The sequence below is a fragment of the Nostoc sp. genome (assembly GCF_036916975.1).
Lineage (GTDB): Bacteria > Cyanobacteriota > Cyanobacteriia > Cyanobacteriales > Nostocaceae > Nostoc.
Window position 1 is genome coordinate 19,295 of sequence record NZ_JBALFF010000067.1, and the last position, 14,614, is coordinate 33,908.

Below are 14,614 nucleotides of genomic sequence, written 5' to 3' on the forward strand. Positions count from 1 at the left end.
TTTTTTTTAAAAAACACTATGGCTGATAATACTGTTAAATTTGGTGACACCTTTTATCTCAAGCACGCAACAAATCAATACCTAGTTGGTGTCGATCGCGGCACAAACTGGCCACAGTTAGGAAATACGGGGAAAGTAACGCTTCAACTTGTAGGTAACTACGAAAATGAGGTGGTGAGATCGCAAAGTCGCATCAAAATCAAAACGACAGAATTAGCAACGGGTAATAATAACATTTTGGGGGCTTTTGCCGATAGCCATGATTGCTACTATTCGCAAGATGGCTACGATGAAAATAAACAGAGCTGGTTGATCGCCAAAGTTTCTGGTGAGGCAGGTTCAATTCGCTATGGAGAGCCGATTTACCTCACCAACTGTTCCTACAGTAATCAAAAACTGTGTGCGGATACTAGCTCTGTTGGCTACATTACGACTGCGGAAAACACTAAAGATTGGTGGATTTTAGAAAGCGCTGTATCTGTATCTTCTGATTCTCCCCCGGCTCCCTCCGATCAAGAAAGCTCATCTTCACCAACTGCATCCGAAAGTTTAGCGAGCCAACCAGCAACCGCACCCCCTAATGTTGCCCCCAGTCCTCCTGCACTAACCCAACCCTCAGATGCCCCTGTAATTACAGAAGTGGGTGGAGGTAGTACTTACCAACAAAGTTGCACCAAAATTTCTGTTAAGGGAAATGTCCTATCTGCTACTTGCAAAAAGGGTGATGGTTCGTCGAATAAAACCTCAATCGTCTTGATGGGAATTGAAAATATTGATGGAGAATTAAAAGTAACTGACCCGAATAAACCGAGTAGTTACCAAGAAACTTGCACCGAAATCTCTATTAAGGGAAATGTACTGTCTGCCACTTGCAAGAGGGCGGATGGTTCGCCGAACAAAACCTCAATCGTCTTGGATGGAATTGAAAATGCTGATGGAAACCTAACATATACAGGTACAACCGAACAACTTGGAGAACTGGGTGAAACTGCAACCGCCTCACCAAATATCTCACCCAGTCCCTCCCCAGTGTCACCTGAACAGTTTATACCAATCGAAGAATCTGGAGGATTGGGCGAACCTGCAAGCGCCCCCCCCAATGTCGCCCCCAGTCCGCCTCAACCCTCTGTAGAATCCAGCCCACCTGTGACGCCAATTCCTGCGATCGCTCCACCTATCCCCCCTGTTAGATTGCAGGGTACTCAGATGGTGTTGGTGCTTGATGAAAAACATCAGGGGATCTCTGCTGGTGGCGGAGCGCTAAGACCGCAAGGACACTTTACAATCGAAGCCTGGGTGTATCCGGCGACGAATGCCGGGAAGCAGGTGATTTTTGCCGATGGGGAAACGCTGTTTTATTTAGAAGGTGGCGAACTGAAGTTTCAAACTCCCCTGTCTAGTGAAGCGATCGCTTCGGTGGGTGCAAGCATTACATCTGGAAGCTGGTATCATGTTGCAGTCACACGGGCGGGGAGTCGTTCTGGCGATACGAAGCTCTACATTAACGGGGTAAACAACGACAATCAAAAGGCAATTTCTCCTGTCTTGTCATTTGGCAATACCTATTTAGGTGGACAGCCAGACGTGCCAGATTCCCGCTTTCAGGGCAAACTGCTGGAGGTGCGGGTGTGGCGGTATGTGCGATCGCCAGCAGAGATTGAAGCCAATCGGCTGTACCCCCTGACTGGCAGAGAACTTGGCTTGGTACGCTATTGGTCTCTGAATCAAACAGTAGGGTCAATCCTGGAAGAAAAAACCACGAATCGGGCAGTGGGAACACTCAGAGGCGATCCCGTCTGGGAGGAAGTAGAAATTCCTCTGAAACTGAAGCTCGATCCACAAGAACGGCTAACGCGATCGACCGGATTAGAAGATTACGGCTACTGGTTTAAGGAGATGGCAAAACAACAAAAAACAGAGGCAGATCCTCCATTTCGGCGGGGGCGGATTTGGAGATAAGGTTAAGCGATCGCCCCTCTCAATACACCTACACCAAGGGCGATCGCGCTTACAGCTTTCTCTCACAAACGGAGCGGTCAGACCCACCCCCATCGGGTGTACTCACCCAATAATCGGTCAACTATGGCCGCTCCCGATTCCAAGCTGGAAATAGACGATCGTAGAAAATGAAAATATTAGCTAAAAAATTACCTTTCATTGCTGCCCATGAACAAGTATTTGAGATTGAAAATATTTATGCTCTTGATATCTTCAAATCATTTGTAGAAACAGTAGAAAATATTACAGACGGTTGTTCGCTAGAAGTTTCCTGCAAAGTTGAAGTAGAGCGAATTTATCCAGCTAGATTTTTTTTGGAGTTTAATCTCGAAACCAGACAGCAGCTAAAAATCATAATTGATTTCTTCAATCAAATCAATACAAGAATTGGTGTCAAAGCTGATTATTCTTTGATTGAAAAATTCTTTAATGGCGACTTTGACTTCAGCAGACTTAAAGAATTTCTAGTTGGTGTCGATCTTCGTAGAGAATTAGCTGACTCTTCAGTAGACCTTGCCCTAACTATCAAAAATTACCCAGAAAAGCAAGAACTAGCAATTGCCCTGAATGGAAAAGATTTAGAAGCAGATGTAAAAATGCTGCTTGTTAATAACTTCTTGCATATTGGATTTGATTGTGGATTTAATGGTAAAAGCAATATTGAGCTTTATCCATACATTACAAAGCAAGATTGGCAACAAGTTGATGTACAGCAGCGATTAATGCAAGTTCTCTCGCCAGTAGTTCTGCAACCTTTACCTATTTGTAAGAGAATTAGTGTAGGACTTTCTCAAGCCAATTCAGAAAGAAAAATCTATTACTATTTAGAAAATATCAACGACTTCTTGAGTTACTTTCCTGTAAACGATATTGCCCGGAGAGTTCACGCCTATTACCAGCAGCAACCCGTAAAAGAAATGGCAGTTGCCTTATTGGAAAGTGAATTGCAAGCTGAAACAATTCAAAAAATAAATTTGTACTACATAATCTAATCTCCAAACAAGGTAATATGCTCCTACAGATATGAAGATTCCTCAGATAAAACCTCATTTTCGTGTTGAGATCGTTGAACCCAAAAACGTCTATTTACTTAGCGAATATGCCACCTATGCACTGACGGGTGTCCTGTATTGCCAGATTCTTCCGCTTCTGAATGGTCAGCACACACTAGAAGAGATTATCCAAAAGCTAGATGGGCAAGTCGCACCAGACCACATCCACTACGTTCTTGATCGGCTGCATGAAAAAGGCTACCTGACCGATGCCGCTCACAGCCTCACTCCCCAAGCTGCCGCTTTTTGGAGTCTGCTAGGTGTAGAGCCGCAAGTAGTCAGCGATCGGCTTTGCCGTCTCGAAGAGAATCGCCTTCCGCACACCCAAGTTTTTGTAACAGCCGTTGGTGCAGTAGACGCACAACCTTTAATTGAAGCGTTGCACGCAATTCAGATTCCCGTGCAGCAAGGGCAGCCAGACGAGCTAACATCCGGGGTGAATTCCTTGCGGGTAGTTCTCACTGATGACTATCAACAGCCTAAACTAAGCCACATCAACAAAACAGCCCTGCAAACTCAGCAACCCTGGCTACTTGTTAAACCAATCGGCGGGATACTATGGTTCGGTTCTATCTTTACTCCAGGAAAAACAGGCTGTTGGGAATGTCTCGCACATCGACTCAACGGCAACCGGGAAGTGGAAGCATCCGTTTTGCAACAACAGAAGGAGCAGGGGATGGGGTGTTTACCGACTGCTTTTGCTGTGTTGCCTTCGACAGTGCAAGCGGCGATCGCACTCACGACTACCGAAGTTGCTAAATGGCTAGTCAAGCAGGTTGTGCCAGAATCGAAAATTTCGACGTTAGCCGGGAAACTGATTACGCTCGATCAGACGAACTTTACCCTAAAAACGCACACGCTGACTCAGCGCCCTCAATGTCCTGCTTGTGGCAATCCCAATTTAGTTAGTCAACAGGTTAACAGTGCGATCGCTCTCACCACCCGCAAAAAGCTATTTACCCAAGATGGCGGACATCGCGCCTTTACGCCAGAGCAAATCTTGCAACGCTACGAACACCTTATCAGCCCGATTACCGGAGTTGTCAATGCCCTCGTGCGCGTCTCCGACCCGAATAACCCCCTCATCCATACCTACAGCGCCAACCATGCCTTCGGTTCCTCCTCAAACCTCAACAGTTTGCGAAAATCGCTCAGGCACAAAAGTGGTGGTAAAGGCAAAACCGATCGCCAATCTCAAGCGAGCGGTTTTTGTGAAGCGATAGAACGCTATTCTGGCATCTACCAAGGGGATGAACCTCGAATTAAATCTAAGTTGGCTGATTTGGGTGGTGCTATTCATCCGGGACAATGTTTGTTGTTTAGCGATACTCAATATAAAAATCGGCAGGAGTTGAATCATTTGGCGATCGTGGATCACGATTGGATTCCCCAACTCTTTGATGAAACTCAAGCTTTTGACTGGACTCCGGTTTGGTCAATGACCGAGCAAACCCACAAATACCTCCCCACCGCCTTTTGTTACTACAATTATCGACTGCCCAAAGGCGATCGCTTCTGTTGTGCCGATTCCAACGGCAGCGCTGCCGGAGGAACGCTAGAAGATGCTATTTTGCAAGGATTTTTAGAACTTGTGGAGCGCGATAGCGTCGCCATCTGGTGGTATAATCGTTTGCTGCGTCCAACTGTAGACCTAGCCAGCTTCAACGATTCGTATCTATTAGAGTTGCAAGATTGGTATCGTAGGCAGCAACGAGAACTTTGGGTACTCGATTTAACCACCGACTTAAACATTCCCGCCTTTGCCGCCCTCTCTCGTAATATAGGTGGAGGTGAAGAACGAATTATTGCCGGGTACGGAGCGCATTTCGACCCAAAAATTGCGATTTCACGAGCCGTCACTGAGGTAAATCAAATCGGTTTTGCTGTAGACCAGCTAGATTATTCTACCGACCCAGACTCAGCCCTAAACTACTGGTTTACCCACGCAACCTTAGCTAATCAGCCTTATCTCGCTCCCTGTACACAAACACTGCCCAAACAATATGCCGATTACCCGCAGCAGTGGAGCGATGATATTCAGCAAGATGTATTAACTTGTGTAGAAGTCGCTAGACGTGGTGGGTTGGAGATGCTGGTGCTAAATCAAACCCGCCCCGATATTGGTTTACCCGTCGTCAAAGTCATTGTACCCGGTTTACGTCACTTCTGGTCACGATTTGGGGCGGGACGATTGTACGATATACCCACAAAGCTGGGGTGGCGCTCTGCTCCATTAACTGAAGACCAGATCAACCCGATGCCAATGGTGTTTTAAAATGTCTGATTACTTCACCCTGTCTTTCCGTCCCGACATCTATCTTACCTTAGAAGGCGATCGGCTAACGCTACAATCCCCGTCCGAATGTCTCACCCTGGAGCATCCCAAGCCCGGTTTGCGATCGGCATTAGAACAGCTGTTGCATTCTGCTTTGACGACCACTCAGTTAACTGCCCTAGTTGTAGAAACTGATGGGATCGAAGACGGCTTAAGCTTTGAGGCTGAGTTGCAAAAGCTGATTTCCCTCGGCTGGATAAGTCATTCTGTTTTACCGTTAGCAACCGCCATCCCGATCGCTGAAAATTATCAATTAATTTCTGCTGTTTTTGATTGGCAACAGCAGCCTCTAACTCTGTCTCGCTTTGCCTTCCTGCATCAGGAGAACCAACAGTTTGTTTTGGAATCTCCCATCTCAAAAGCAAAAATTATTCTGCTAGATTGGCGGGCTACCGCCTTAATTGCGAAACTGGCTCAATCGTCATTTACATTAAAAAATTTGGTGGAAACGCTGATTGATGAAGAGATAGCGGAATCGTTCGTGCAGTTGCTGATTGCAACCCAGATGATACCACTAGAACCAGAAAGCAAAGCGTTAGCTCAATGGGAATTTCATAATCTTCTGTTTCATCGCCAAACTCGTTCAGAGCGATTAGATGATCTGCGGAAATCGAAAGTGCCTCGCTTTGAGGATCATGAGCGATCGCCAGTTGTGAAACCACCCATGAGCAATCAAGTGATTGCGTTAGAGAAACCGGATCTGGTAACTTTAGCTAAAACAGATTGTTCATTGACGCAAGCGATCGAGGCAAGGCAATCGATTCGAGAATACGATCGCCAGCCAATAACCCTTAACCAGTTGGGAGAGTTTCTCTATCGTTGTGCCAGGGTGAAAGAGGTTTACAGCCAAGAAAACAATCCTCTGAACATGGGAGAATTCACCAAACGTCCCTATCCCTGCGGAGGTGGGTTATATGAACTGGAGATTTATCCAGTCATCAATCAGTGTCAGGGATTAAATTCGGGATTATACCACTATCAACCGTTGTCTCACACATTGCACCTAATTGCGGACTTGCACGAGGTTGAAGTTTTAATTTACGATGCTTGGAAAGCAACTGGACAACAGGATATTCCCCAAGTGCTTTTCATTGTCACAGCCCGATTTGGGCGATTGTTCTGGAAGTATTATGCCATTGGTTACGGTTTGATTTTGAAACATATCGGGGTGCTGTATCAAACTTTCTATCTGGTTGCGACTGCCATGAAGTTAGCTCCCAGTGCGATCGGTGCAGGGAATTCAGAACAGTTCAGCAAAATCGCCAACCTTAACGAGTATGAAGAAGCTTCTGTTGGAGAGTTTAGTCTCGGTTCGCTGAAGCAAACAAACGATAATCCCTCCTAGAAGTTTCACCGATTGAGTTACTTTATAATATTTCATTTAATAGATGATTTTTATGCCTGACCTTAATACTATTCCTGGTTTTGCTGCCTTGCAAGCTCTTACCCTTGGCGATTCTCGGATCAAAATTGTCGTTCTTGATGGCCCTGTGGATCTGGATCGCGCTTGCTTTCGCGGTGCTAATTTGAGCAAAGCTATAACCTACTGGCAAAGTGGCTTAGAGGCGATCGATCCAATCCACATCCAACAGGAACTCAAAATTAAGGCGTTGCAGGATCAGAAGAAAGCCCTTAAGAAAGCCAAGAAAGAGCAGTCAAACCAAAATACAGATCCGGCAATATCATCTGATGACAACGTTGAGTTGATCGCTCAACCTATGACTGAGGTTACAGGGTTGAATAATGGGCAATGGCAGGGCAAAGCTACTACTGTCTTCAATGCATTGTTAGAAAGCACAGATACACCACTACTGGAACAATTTCGTCAGTTAAGTGCCTCCAAGCAGCAAAAAAGACTGAAATTAGAAATCCCCTCAAATATTAACTATAGCGCCGCAATTGAAGCATTAGAGGCAGAGATTAAAGCGCTAGAAGAGACAATTCCCGAACCAGTGCGAGAGCGTCTAACTGGTGTGTTCCATGCTACCGGCATTTTTGGCACGATGTTTGGGCAACCCGGTTCCCCCGTTGAGGGAGTGGCTCCCTACTGCACCGCCATTAATATTCCCCTATTTGAAACCGCAACTGCCGATGCAGCACTCTCTCCGCTCAACATAGCTCACGCATTTAACCTAGCATTAAAACTGGGCGCAAACATTATCCACTGCGCTGCTTGTCATCCCACCCAAACTGGATTTGCCCACGAAATGATCCAGAAAGCGGTGAAACAGTGCCAAGATAATAATATTCTGATTGTCGCCCCCAGTGGCAATAACAAAGGTGAATGCTTTTGTGTCCCTGCTATTCTCCCCAACGTTTTAGCAGTGGGCATGATGAAAGACAATGGACAACCTGCAAACTACAGTAATTGGGGTGGACAGTACCAGAAACAGGGCATCCTCGCACCCGGCGAAAACATCGTGGCGGCGCAACCCGGCACTGATGAACCCACTCGTCAAGAAGGCACCAGTTTAGCTGCTCCTTTAATGACAGGTATCTCTGCTCTCTTGATGAGCTTGCAATTACAACGCGGCGAACAACCCAACGCTGAAGCCGTGCGGACAGCTTTGCTCAATAGTGCTATTAAGTGCGACGCTAAAGAAGTTGAAGAACCAGAACGCTGTTTAGTCGGTAAATTAAATATTCCAGGGGCTTATCAGTTACTAACTGGGGAAACCTTACCCCGCATTCAAGCGATCGCTGCTGTCCATCCACAAATCGTTCTGCCAGACAGCAGCAACTCTTTGCCAGATAGTTCCGAACCTACGGTGATAGAATTTTCTCAACCCAAAAGCGAGGTTTATACTCCTGCACCCATTCAAGCGATCGCCGCCTCAGCCGCACTTGCAGACATTCCCTCTTTTCCCCCTGCTTCCCTTTCCCCCTCTACCATTACTCCCAGTGCCGTGTCTAACCAAGTCTATGCCCTCGGCACATTAGGCTATGATTTCGGCACCGAAGCCCGCCGCGACACCTTCAAACAACGGATGCCTGTAGTTAGCATGGATGGGGTATTAGTTCCTTCTAACCCCTACGATGCCCGCCAGATGGTTAATTACCTGGAGTTAAGCCCCACTGAAGGTAAATCTCTCATTTGGACGTTGAATCAGGAACTCACTCCCATTTACGCGCTAGAACCCCAAAAGGCTTTTGCCAGTGAAATCTATGCCGTCTTTGCGATGATGTTGGCTGGGCAGATTCAGCTTGAATCTAGCGATGATTATATAGAGCGAGTCAGCATTCCCGGCAATCTTACCGATCGCACAGTTGAACTGTTTTCTGGTCAAGTTGTTCCTGTCCTTGCACTGCCAAACGTTCGAGGGATGTACGGTTGGCAAGTCAACTCGCTTGTGGAAGTAGCCGTTGCAACCGTCAGCACTGAAACAAGCGTTCCTGATAACGCGAGGATGCAGCGTTCCCTCAAAAGTTTCCTCCATCGCATCTACTATGACCTCCGTAACTTAGGACAGCTAGACCGCGATCGCGCCCTCAATTTTGCCGCCACCAACGCTTTTCAAGCCGCCTCAACCTTTGCCGAGGCAATTCTTAGCGATATGGAACTAGAGAACATCGAAGTTGAAAAAAGTCCCTTCTGTCGCCTTAACAGCAATTGCTGGGATGTGAAGTTGAGGTTTTTCGACTCAGAGAACAGCCACCGTGCCAAGAGGGTATATCGATTCACGATCGACGTTGCCAATCTTATACCAGTCACGCTGGGCGAAGTGCGATCGTGGTCAGTGCCACGTTAGCTCAACCATATTTTCCACTTATTATTTGCAATGGGCTTGCAATCATCCGACTTGGCTCAAATTAACCCTCTTTTGTCAATTGAGTATATGTAGCAATTTCCATCTCGACGAGTAATTGACTCGTCAAGTCCAAGTGCGATAGCCAGTATGAGTACCAGTCCTCCTACAGCTAATACCCCATAGATAGCTCGCCAGTTAGCGATCGCCAATACAAAGACGCCAATAGTTGGTGCGATCATTGGTGCGATAGTCATCACCAGGTTAATGTACGAGAGTTGGGCGCGAGCAGTAGCACCTTCAAACAGATAGCGAACCATTGCCAGCATCAGTGTCATCCCCGCACCAGCACCAGCACCCTCAAAAAAGCGCCAAGCCACTTTCAATACTGCGTAGCTTGCCGCCGTAGGCATCGCCACGGATAACACTGTACCAGTTGAAGTCTCAGAAATTTAGAAGCTTCAAACCCAAAATGAGCCATATTAAATTGTTGCACGAAATAATCTATAGGTTAATTGGTACATCGAGAATTGCCAAAAATATCGATTGACATAATGCTTATCCAGTAAGGGTTACAGCCTTAGCGTCACTTTCTGTACGATTGCTCATTTACCCCCGAAATTACGTGTTGATTGTTGACTGATTCCTAGATGCTGATGCTCATCAGGATCGATTCGACTGGAATTCCTGGTTGAATCAGATCGCGGTGTTTCCAGAGTGCCTCTTTAAGCTCATTAGCTGGATAGTTAAATCCAACATCCATGATTGGGTTATAGCGAACAGACGTGAGATTCCATAAAGTAGTCAGTTGTCTGGCGTTCATTTGAGCAATCTGTCCCTCATTTTGGTCATTTTTCTGCCACAGTCCCAGTGTTGCATACTTGATGTCATCCCCATCTTCATACTGCTTGTTATTCACCCAAGAGTGGAAGAAGCTACTTATATAGATGACAAAGACGCATAGGTCTTGCACAGGTCTTTCATTGTTTTGATGTCCAGCGTGCCCAATTCTGGTTTAAGAATCGAGTGGCTGCTCAGATCCGCCGACATCCCTTCAATTTCTGCCCAGTGTTCTTTGATGCCTGCTTGATAGGTGGCAAAAAAGGAACTGACATACTCATTGATAATGCCCCAGATGGCGATCGCCGCTCGGTCGAAGTGGTTGTTCACCACGTAATTCGGCAGGGTTTGTTGGCGGGGACTCCAGTTGCGGTAAGTCAGGTTGCTGAGTTCTTCTTTTACGAGTAAAGTGATGTTGTTAAGATTGAGCGGCGAGTTGCCGGGAATCAAGCCATCAGTATCTTTACCGCTTTGGTCTGTGTATCCCAGGATCTCAGTTGCACCCCGCTGATTAATATTGATCGTGTTTTCAAAGTGAGGCTCCAATAATTGCTTAATTGGATTGTTGACGACATTGCGGTAGTATGATATGGCATACTGGTCAATATTGAAGTGAGTTCGTCCTAAGTGCGATCGGCTCTCATGATACACAAAATCGGTACAGCGAAAAAGTTTCTTTGCCTCTCCCCAATCTTGATCAACGGGTCGATGGGTTTGTGTTTGTGTCTCGCCGTGGAGGGTATACTCAATAGAATGGGGATGAAGTTGCTGTCCATCCAAACAGAAGCGAGCTTCAATTGTCTTTGGGAATATGCCAAGGGTTTCAACTTCAACCTTGGTAAAGTCATAGGCAATCACATATTGCCAAGGCTGGTTCTCCACGCGCTTCAGTTGACCGGGGTTAAAGCCATTTAGGCGGCGCTCAACAAAAAATTCATCACTGAACTTATCGGGGCGCAGACGGGTCAGGTTTGCGGGCATGAAGGGTAGAGGGCTTTCCTTTTTTTCCAATAGAGGAAAACTGACCGCAGCTAAACCCTTAAATAAAAGGTGGAAGTTAGCCAGCCAGCGATCTGTTGGCTGCACCTCAGCTGGAAGCACTTTGTCGGGGTCAAACCTAGAAATATCGCCGATTTTGTCAGCATAGGGAAATTGCTCTTTCCGGCTTAGAGGTGCAATTGGCAATTCTGATCTGCCCCAAGTTGCACCACCATAAATAATACCGTAGCTGTCCGATCGCGTTGTATCGTAAGCTATCGTACCAGAGCCTTTGTTTAAAGGCCAGTAAGCAACCAGTTCCGGTTCGTTATACGCCAACCGTTGAGAAAAGTTAGCCTGGATTTCGGCTCCGGTGCGTGCTTTCTTCCAAACGCGCAGATCGGCAAGCTGACCCGCGAGAAGGGAATCGTTTGGATAGCGTTTGCCAATTAGTAATTCAGCATCGACGTTCTTCACGATTTTCCCCTCCAATTTGCTCGCTCCTTGAGACTTGCCGTTGACGAATAGTTCAACTTGCTGGTTACTGACGACAACAGCAAGATGATACCAGCGATCCAGGGCGATCGCAGCCAAATTTTTATTCCATACCTCCCATACTGCCTGGTTATTCTTCTTTTCTGTGGAGTAGACAAACATCGGGGTCTTCTTCTCATCGTCAATAAATAGACCATAGAAGATCGCTGGTTTATCCGACTTTTCATTATTTTGTTTGGCAAAGATAAACCCATCCTTATACACAGCCAGATTTACCCAGCATTCCAGGGTCATCGTTTCAGTTAGATTCAAAGCTTTGGAAACACCGCCCTTACCGCAATTGATATAGTCGTCTTTGCCATCGAATACCAGTACGGGTTGACTGCTCGATTGCTTTGAAGGTGGTTGTTTTGCTGTGGGAGACATGGCTTGAATTCCTCTGAGGGATAAAAAATTTTAAACGAGTAGCGTTGGCCGATGCTTTTTCCGCTAAGGCTTTTCAAGGGTAAAAGTCAACGCTTTTCAAGCTGGCGCTTACTCAAGATGCGATAGTCGCCCATACAGTCAAAATGACTATCGAGTTCTGGTTAAACGGTTGCTTGTGACTCAGTTAAGACAACTAAAAATCCGGCACAAATTTCTCAGACTCTTTTCCCCCATTTTCCTGATTTGCCTGACTGCTGACTTGTGTCTTGAGCGCTGCAACTTCCTGTTGCAATACTTTGATCTGAACTTGTTGCTCTTTGATAGCTTCAATCAGAACAGGCACGAATTTCTCATACTTCACCAGTAGGGATTGACCATCACCGGAGTGCAGCAGTTCTGGAAAAACCTTTTGCACCTCCTGAGCAGAGATACCGATTTGTTTGTCTGTTCCCAAGGTTTTGTCTTTCCAAGAAAAAGAGACTCCCTGCAAAGACGACACTTTATCTAAAGCCTTCCCAATCGGCGTAATATTCTCTGCCAAACTGAGATCAGCAAAATTCCGACTGGGTATCCATACAGGTTTCTCTGCTTGAATGATTTTTATACCAATGGATTCAGGATTGATCTTTCCAGTAATAACAAAACTTGCTTTATCTGTTTGACCTTGGAATTTTGCGATCGGTCCGCTGCCTTCTTGCTTGGCATTAAGAGTAGCACCAGAGCCATTGTTCGCTATCCATAAAGTTGGATAGCTAGTTTGATTATCAGTAATTTTAAGTGCATTTTGATTTCCACGGGCTCCTGAGATATTGACTCCCTGCTTACCGAAAAAATTAGCTGTTAGCCCAGTACCCTCTTGCTGGACATGGAGAGTGTTACCAGAGCCATTGTTAGCTATCCATGCCGTTGGATAATTAGTTTGTTGATCTCTAATGGTCAGGGCATTCTGATCGCCACGAGTGCCTTGGATCATCACTCCATTGCCTTGAAAAATGGCAGTTTCTCCACTACCTTGTTGCTCGACATAAAGACTGGCACCAGAGCCATTGTTGCCAATCCATGCCACTGGGTAGTTCGATTGATTATCGTGAATGTAAAGTGCATTATTGTTTCCAGAAATACCAGTGATTTCAGTATGTACCATATCTATTACCTCGTTTTGGTTTTACCAGAAACTTCTAAAGTTGATTGGGAATCTGAACTGCGATCTCTATGTGATGATTTGCCTAACACTTATTAACTTGCCGTGGATGTTGGTTTCGCAGCAAGTTGGTTTAATGCCCAAACATTGTTCAATGTTTCACATTTGAAATAGTAAGAGCTTGGCATCCCTATGACATCGTGATTTCCCAAGTTATATCCACTAATGGTCTTCTGAGCGGGAGCAGTCTCTCAAACATAGCTCCCGCCTGCTTTTAACCGCACTTTATTGTCAGCAGACTCAACAGAGGCGATCGCATAATTTTTTATGCCAGATTTTCTTGATTTTGTTCATCAGGTTTTTTTCAGTCAATCAGCTAACTAGAGGTTCCTGGATTGTTGCTAGAATTTCCGGAATTGTTGCTAGAATTTCCTGGATTGTTGATTGCCCATTCATCTCTATGTTGTTTTAAATTGGCAACATATTTCGCCAGAGCTTTTCTTAGTGCCATTCAGTCTTGGGATGAGATTCTCCGCCTTGCTAGTTCAATTCGGACTGGGACGGTGACTGCTTCTTTGATGTTGAGGAAATTAGCTTCTTATCCTCGGCAGAATCGTTTAGCTTTAGCTTTGCGGGAGCTGGGGAGGATTGAGCGGACTTTATTTACCCTCTCCTGGTTGCAGAGTCCAGAACTACGGCGACGGGCGACGGCTGGTCTAAACAAGGGTGAGGCGAAACATACCCTGAAAAGGGCGGTGTTTTTTAATCGGCTGGGGGAATTGCGCGATCGCTCTTATGAAGACCAGTTCTATTGGGTCAGTGGGTTAAATTTGGTGATTGCTGCTATTGTTCTATGGAATACAGTGTACTTAGAAAAAGCCGTTGATTATTTGCAGAAACAGGGGATGGATATTCCTGAAGAATATTTGCAACATTTGTCACCGTTGGGTTGGGAGCATATCAATCTCACTGGCGATTATGTGTGGAATTTTTGTTGCAGGCGACCAGTTTTGACCAGTTGCGTCCTTTGCGGGTTAAGGAAAATAAGTATCGCTGAAATGCTTATCTGATATAAGTTTCAGCCTTAGCGTACAATTTTCCCGTTTTGGCACGGTGATGCCTAAGTCAGCATTTACAAGCTGCTACACTTGCGGAGGAAGTATCGCGGCAACATTCAACAGAGGGAACTCCACTTAATGCGATCGCTGAACTACAAGATTTTATAGATATGCGTCCAGATGCGCGTGAAGTAAGGATAGTGCCACTCTCCGGCAACACTTGTAAAAGTACTTCTAGAATTGGTTCGCGGTTACGCTCGCTTGCTGGTGCATATTGTCGTGCGTCTTGTGCTGTCATCTGTATCCTTCTACCTTACGCTACCAAAAAATTACATCTTCACGGGCGGAATCAGTAGCTAAATCTGCTTTAAATAACTTAGTCAATAATATATAACTTGTTTTTTTCATTATGTGTAGCGATCGCCTGCTAAAGTATTGCTTATTTAAATTCAATACTGTAGCCAAATTACGAGGGTTAAACGGCTGTAGAAGCATTGTGAATACGACCAAGAGAGGTAAGCTTGGCAAAAATCTGGGATAATAAA

General features: G+C 45.7%; 11 protein-coding genes and 3 pseudogenes. 8 read left to right on the forward strand and 6 right to left on the reverse strand.

Annotated features, from left to right (window positions below):
- The first annotated feature begins 18 nt into the window (after positions 1 to 18).
- The 6 genes from V7K73_RS16370 to V7K73_RS16395 are packed head-to-tail and all read left to right on the forward strand — an operon-like array spanning position 19 to position 9,134.
- The gene (locus V7K73_RS16370; protein WP_334881660.1) at positions 19 to 1,959 is read left to right on the forward strand and encodes a LamG-like jellyroll fold domain-containing protein; all 1,941 of its coding nucleotides are present in this window, start codon (positions 19 to 21) and stop codon (positions 1,957 to 1,959) included.
- Entirely contained in the window at positions 1,950 to 2,072 is a 123-nt protein-coding gene (locus V7K73_RS16375; protein ID WP_334881661.1) for a hypothetical protein, read from the forward strand. The genes V7K73_RS16370 and V7K73_RS16375 overlap by 10 nt, the downstream gene beginning before the upstream one ends.
- 54 nt (positions 2,073 to 2,126) lie before the next feature.
- On the forward strand, positions 2,127 to 2,990 hold the full coding sequence (locus V7K73_RS16380; RefSeq protein ID WP_334881662.1) for a LynF/TruF/PatF family peptide O-prenyltransferase: 864 nt from the start codon (positions 2,127 to 2,129) through the stop codon (positions 2,988 to 2,990).
- A gap of 31 nt (positions 2,991 to 3,021) precedes the next feature.
- The gene (locus tag V7K73_RS16385) at positions 3,022 to 5,325 is read left to right on the forward strand and encodes a TOMM precursor leader peptide-binding protein (RefSeq protein ID WP_334881663.1); all 2,304 of its coding nucleotides are present in this window, start codon (positions 3,022 to 3,024) and stop codon (positions 5,323 to 5,325) included.
- Between the two features lies 1 nt (position 5,326).
- Positions 5,327 to 6,730 (forward strand): SagB family peptide dehydrogenase, encoded by a 1,404-nt coding sequence (locus V7K73_RS16390; RefSeq protein WP_334881664.1) that lies wholly within the window; start codon positions 5,327 to 5,329, stop codon positions 6,728 to 6,730.
- A gap of 52 nt (positions 6,731 to 6,782) precedes the next feature.
- Positions 6,783 to 9,134, forward strand: coding sequence for a S8 family peptidase (locus V7K73_RS16395; RefSeq protein WP_334881665.1), 2,352 nt, complete (start codon positions 6,783 to 6,785; stop codon positions 9,132 to 9,134).
- 56 nt (positions 9,135 to 9,190) lie between these two features.
- On the opposite strand, the gene V7K73_RS16400 is transcribed toward V7K73_RS16395, so the two are convergent.
- The 4 genes from V7K73_RS16400 to V7K73_RS16415 form a co-directional block, all read right to left on the reverse strand.
- On the reverse strand, positions 9,191 to 9,559 hold the full coding sequence (locus V7K73_RS16400; protein WP_334881666.1) for an MFS transporter: 369 nt from the start codon (positions 9,557 to 9,559) through the stop codon (positions 9,191 to 9,193).
- Between the two features lie 218 nt (positions 9,560 to 9,777).
- Positions 9,778 to 10,104, reverse strand: a complete 327-nt coding sequence (locus V7K73_RS16405; protein ID WP_334881667.1) for a hypothetical protein — start codon at positions 10,102 to 10,104, stop codon at positions 9,778 to 9,780.
- Positions 10,071 to 11,870: a LamG domain-containing protein gene (locus V7K73_RS16410; RefSeq protein WP_334881668.1), complete on the reverse strand. Its 1,800-nt coding sequence runs from the start codon at positions 11,868 to 11,870 to the stop codon at positions 10,071 to 10,073. Before V7K73_RS16410 ends, V7K73_RS16405 begins: the two co-directional genes overlap by 34 nt.
- Before the next feature lie 193 nt (positions 11,871 to 12,063).
- On the reverse strand, positions 12,064 to 13,014 hold the full coding sequence (locus V7K73_RS16415) for a tail fiber domain-containing protein (protein ID WP_334881669.1): 951 nt from the start codon (positions 13,012 to 13,014) through the stop codon (positions 12,064 to 12,066).
- A gap of 515 nt (positions 13,015 to 13,529) precedes the next feature.
- Between V7K73_RS16415 and V7K73_RS16420 the strand changes: the two are divergent.
- Both V7K73_RS16420 and V7K73_RS16425 read left to right on the forward strand, forming a co-directional pair.
- Positions 13,530 to 14,068: pseudogene (locus V7K73_RS16420) on the forward strand (Tn3 family transposase); the annotation flags it as partial.
- 66 nt (positions 14,069 to 14,134) lie between these two features.
- A pseudogene (locus tag V7K73_RS16425) lies at positions 14,135 to 14,266 on the forward strand (IS630 family transposase); the annotation flags it as partial.
- Here V7K73_RS16425 and V7K73_RS16430 read toward each other — a convergent pair.
- Positions 14,263 to 14,367, reverse strand: a pseudogene (locus V7K73_RS16430) (DUF938 domain-containing protein); the annotation flags it as partial. The pseudogenes V7K73_RS16425 and V7K73_RS16430 sit on opposite strands and share 4 nt — an antisense overlap.
- A gap of 20 nt (positions 14,368 to 14,387) precedes the next feature.
- The coding region (locus tag V7K73_RS16435; RefSeq protein ID WP_334881670.1) for a hypothetical protein at positions 14,388 to 14,614 on the reverse strand (227 nt) is incomplete at its 5' end.

Bases quoted from the DNA above. Each gene is read 5' to 3' on its own strand.
- V7K73_RS16385 (WP_334881663.1), top strand. From the start codon at position 3,022: ATGAAGATTCCTCAGATAAAACCTCATTTTCGTGTTGAGATCGTTGAA.
- V7K73_RS16410 (WP_334881668.1), bottom strand. From the start codon at position 11,870: ATGTCTCCCACAGCAAAACAACCACCTTCAAAGCAATCGAGCAGTCAA.
- V7K73_RS16380 (WP_334881662.1), top strand. From the start codon at position 2,127: ATGAAAATATTAGCTAAAAAATTACCTTTCATTGCTGCCCATGAACAA.
- V7K73_RS16395 (WP_334881665.1), top strand. From the start codon at position 6,783: ATGCCTGACCTTAATACTATTCCTGGTTTTGCTGCCTTGCAAGCTCTT.
- V7K73_RS16370 (WP_334881660.1), top strand. From the start codon at position 19: ATGGCTGATAATACTGTTAAATTTGGTGACACCTTTTATCTCAAGCAC.
- V7K73_RS16415 (WP_334881669.1), bottom strand. From the start codon at position 13,014: ATGGTACATACTGAAATCACTGGTATTTCTGGAAACAATAATGCACTT.
- V7K73_RS16390 (WP_334881664.1), top strand. From the start codon at position 5,327: ATGTCTGATTACTTCACCCTGTCTTTCCGTCCCGACATCTATCTTACC.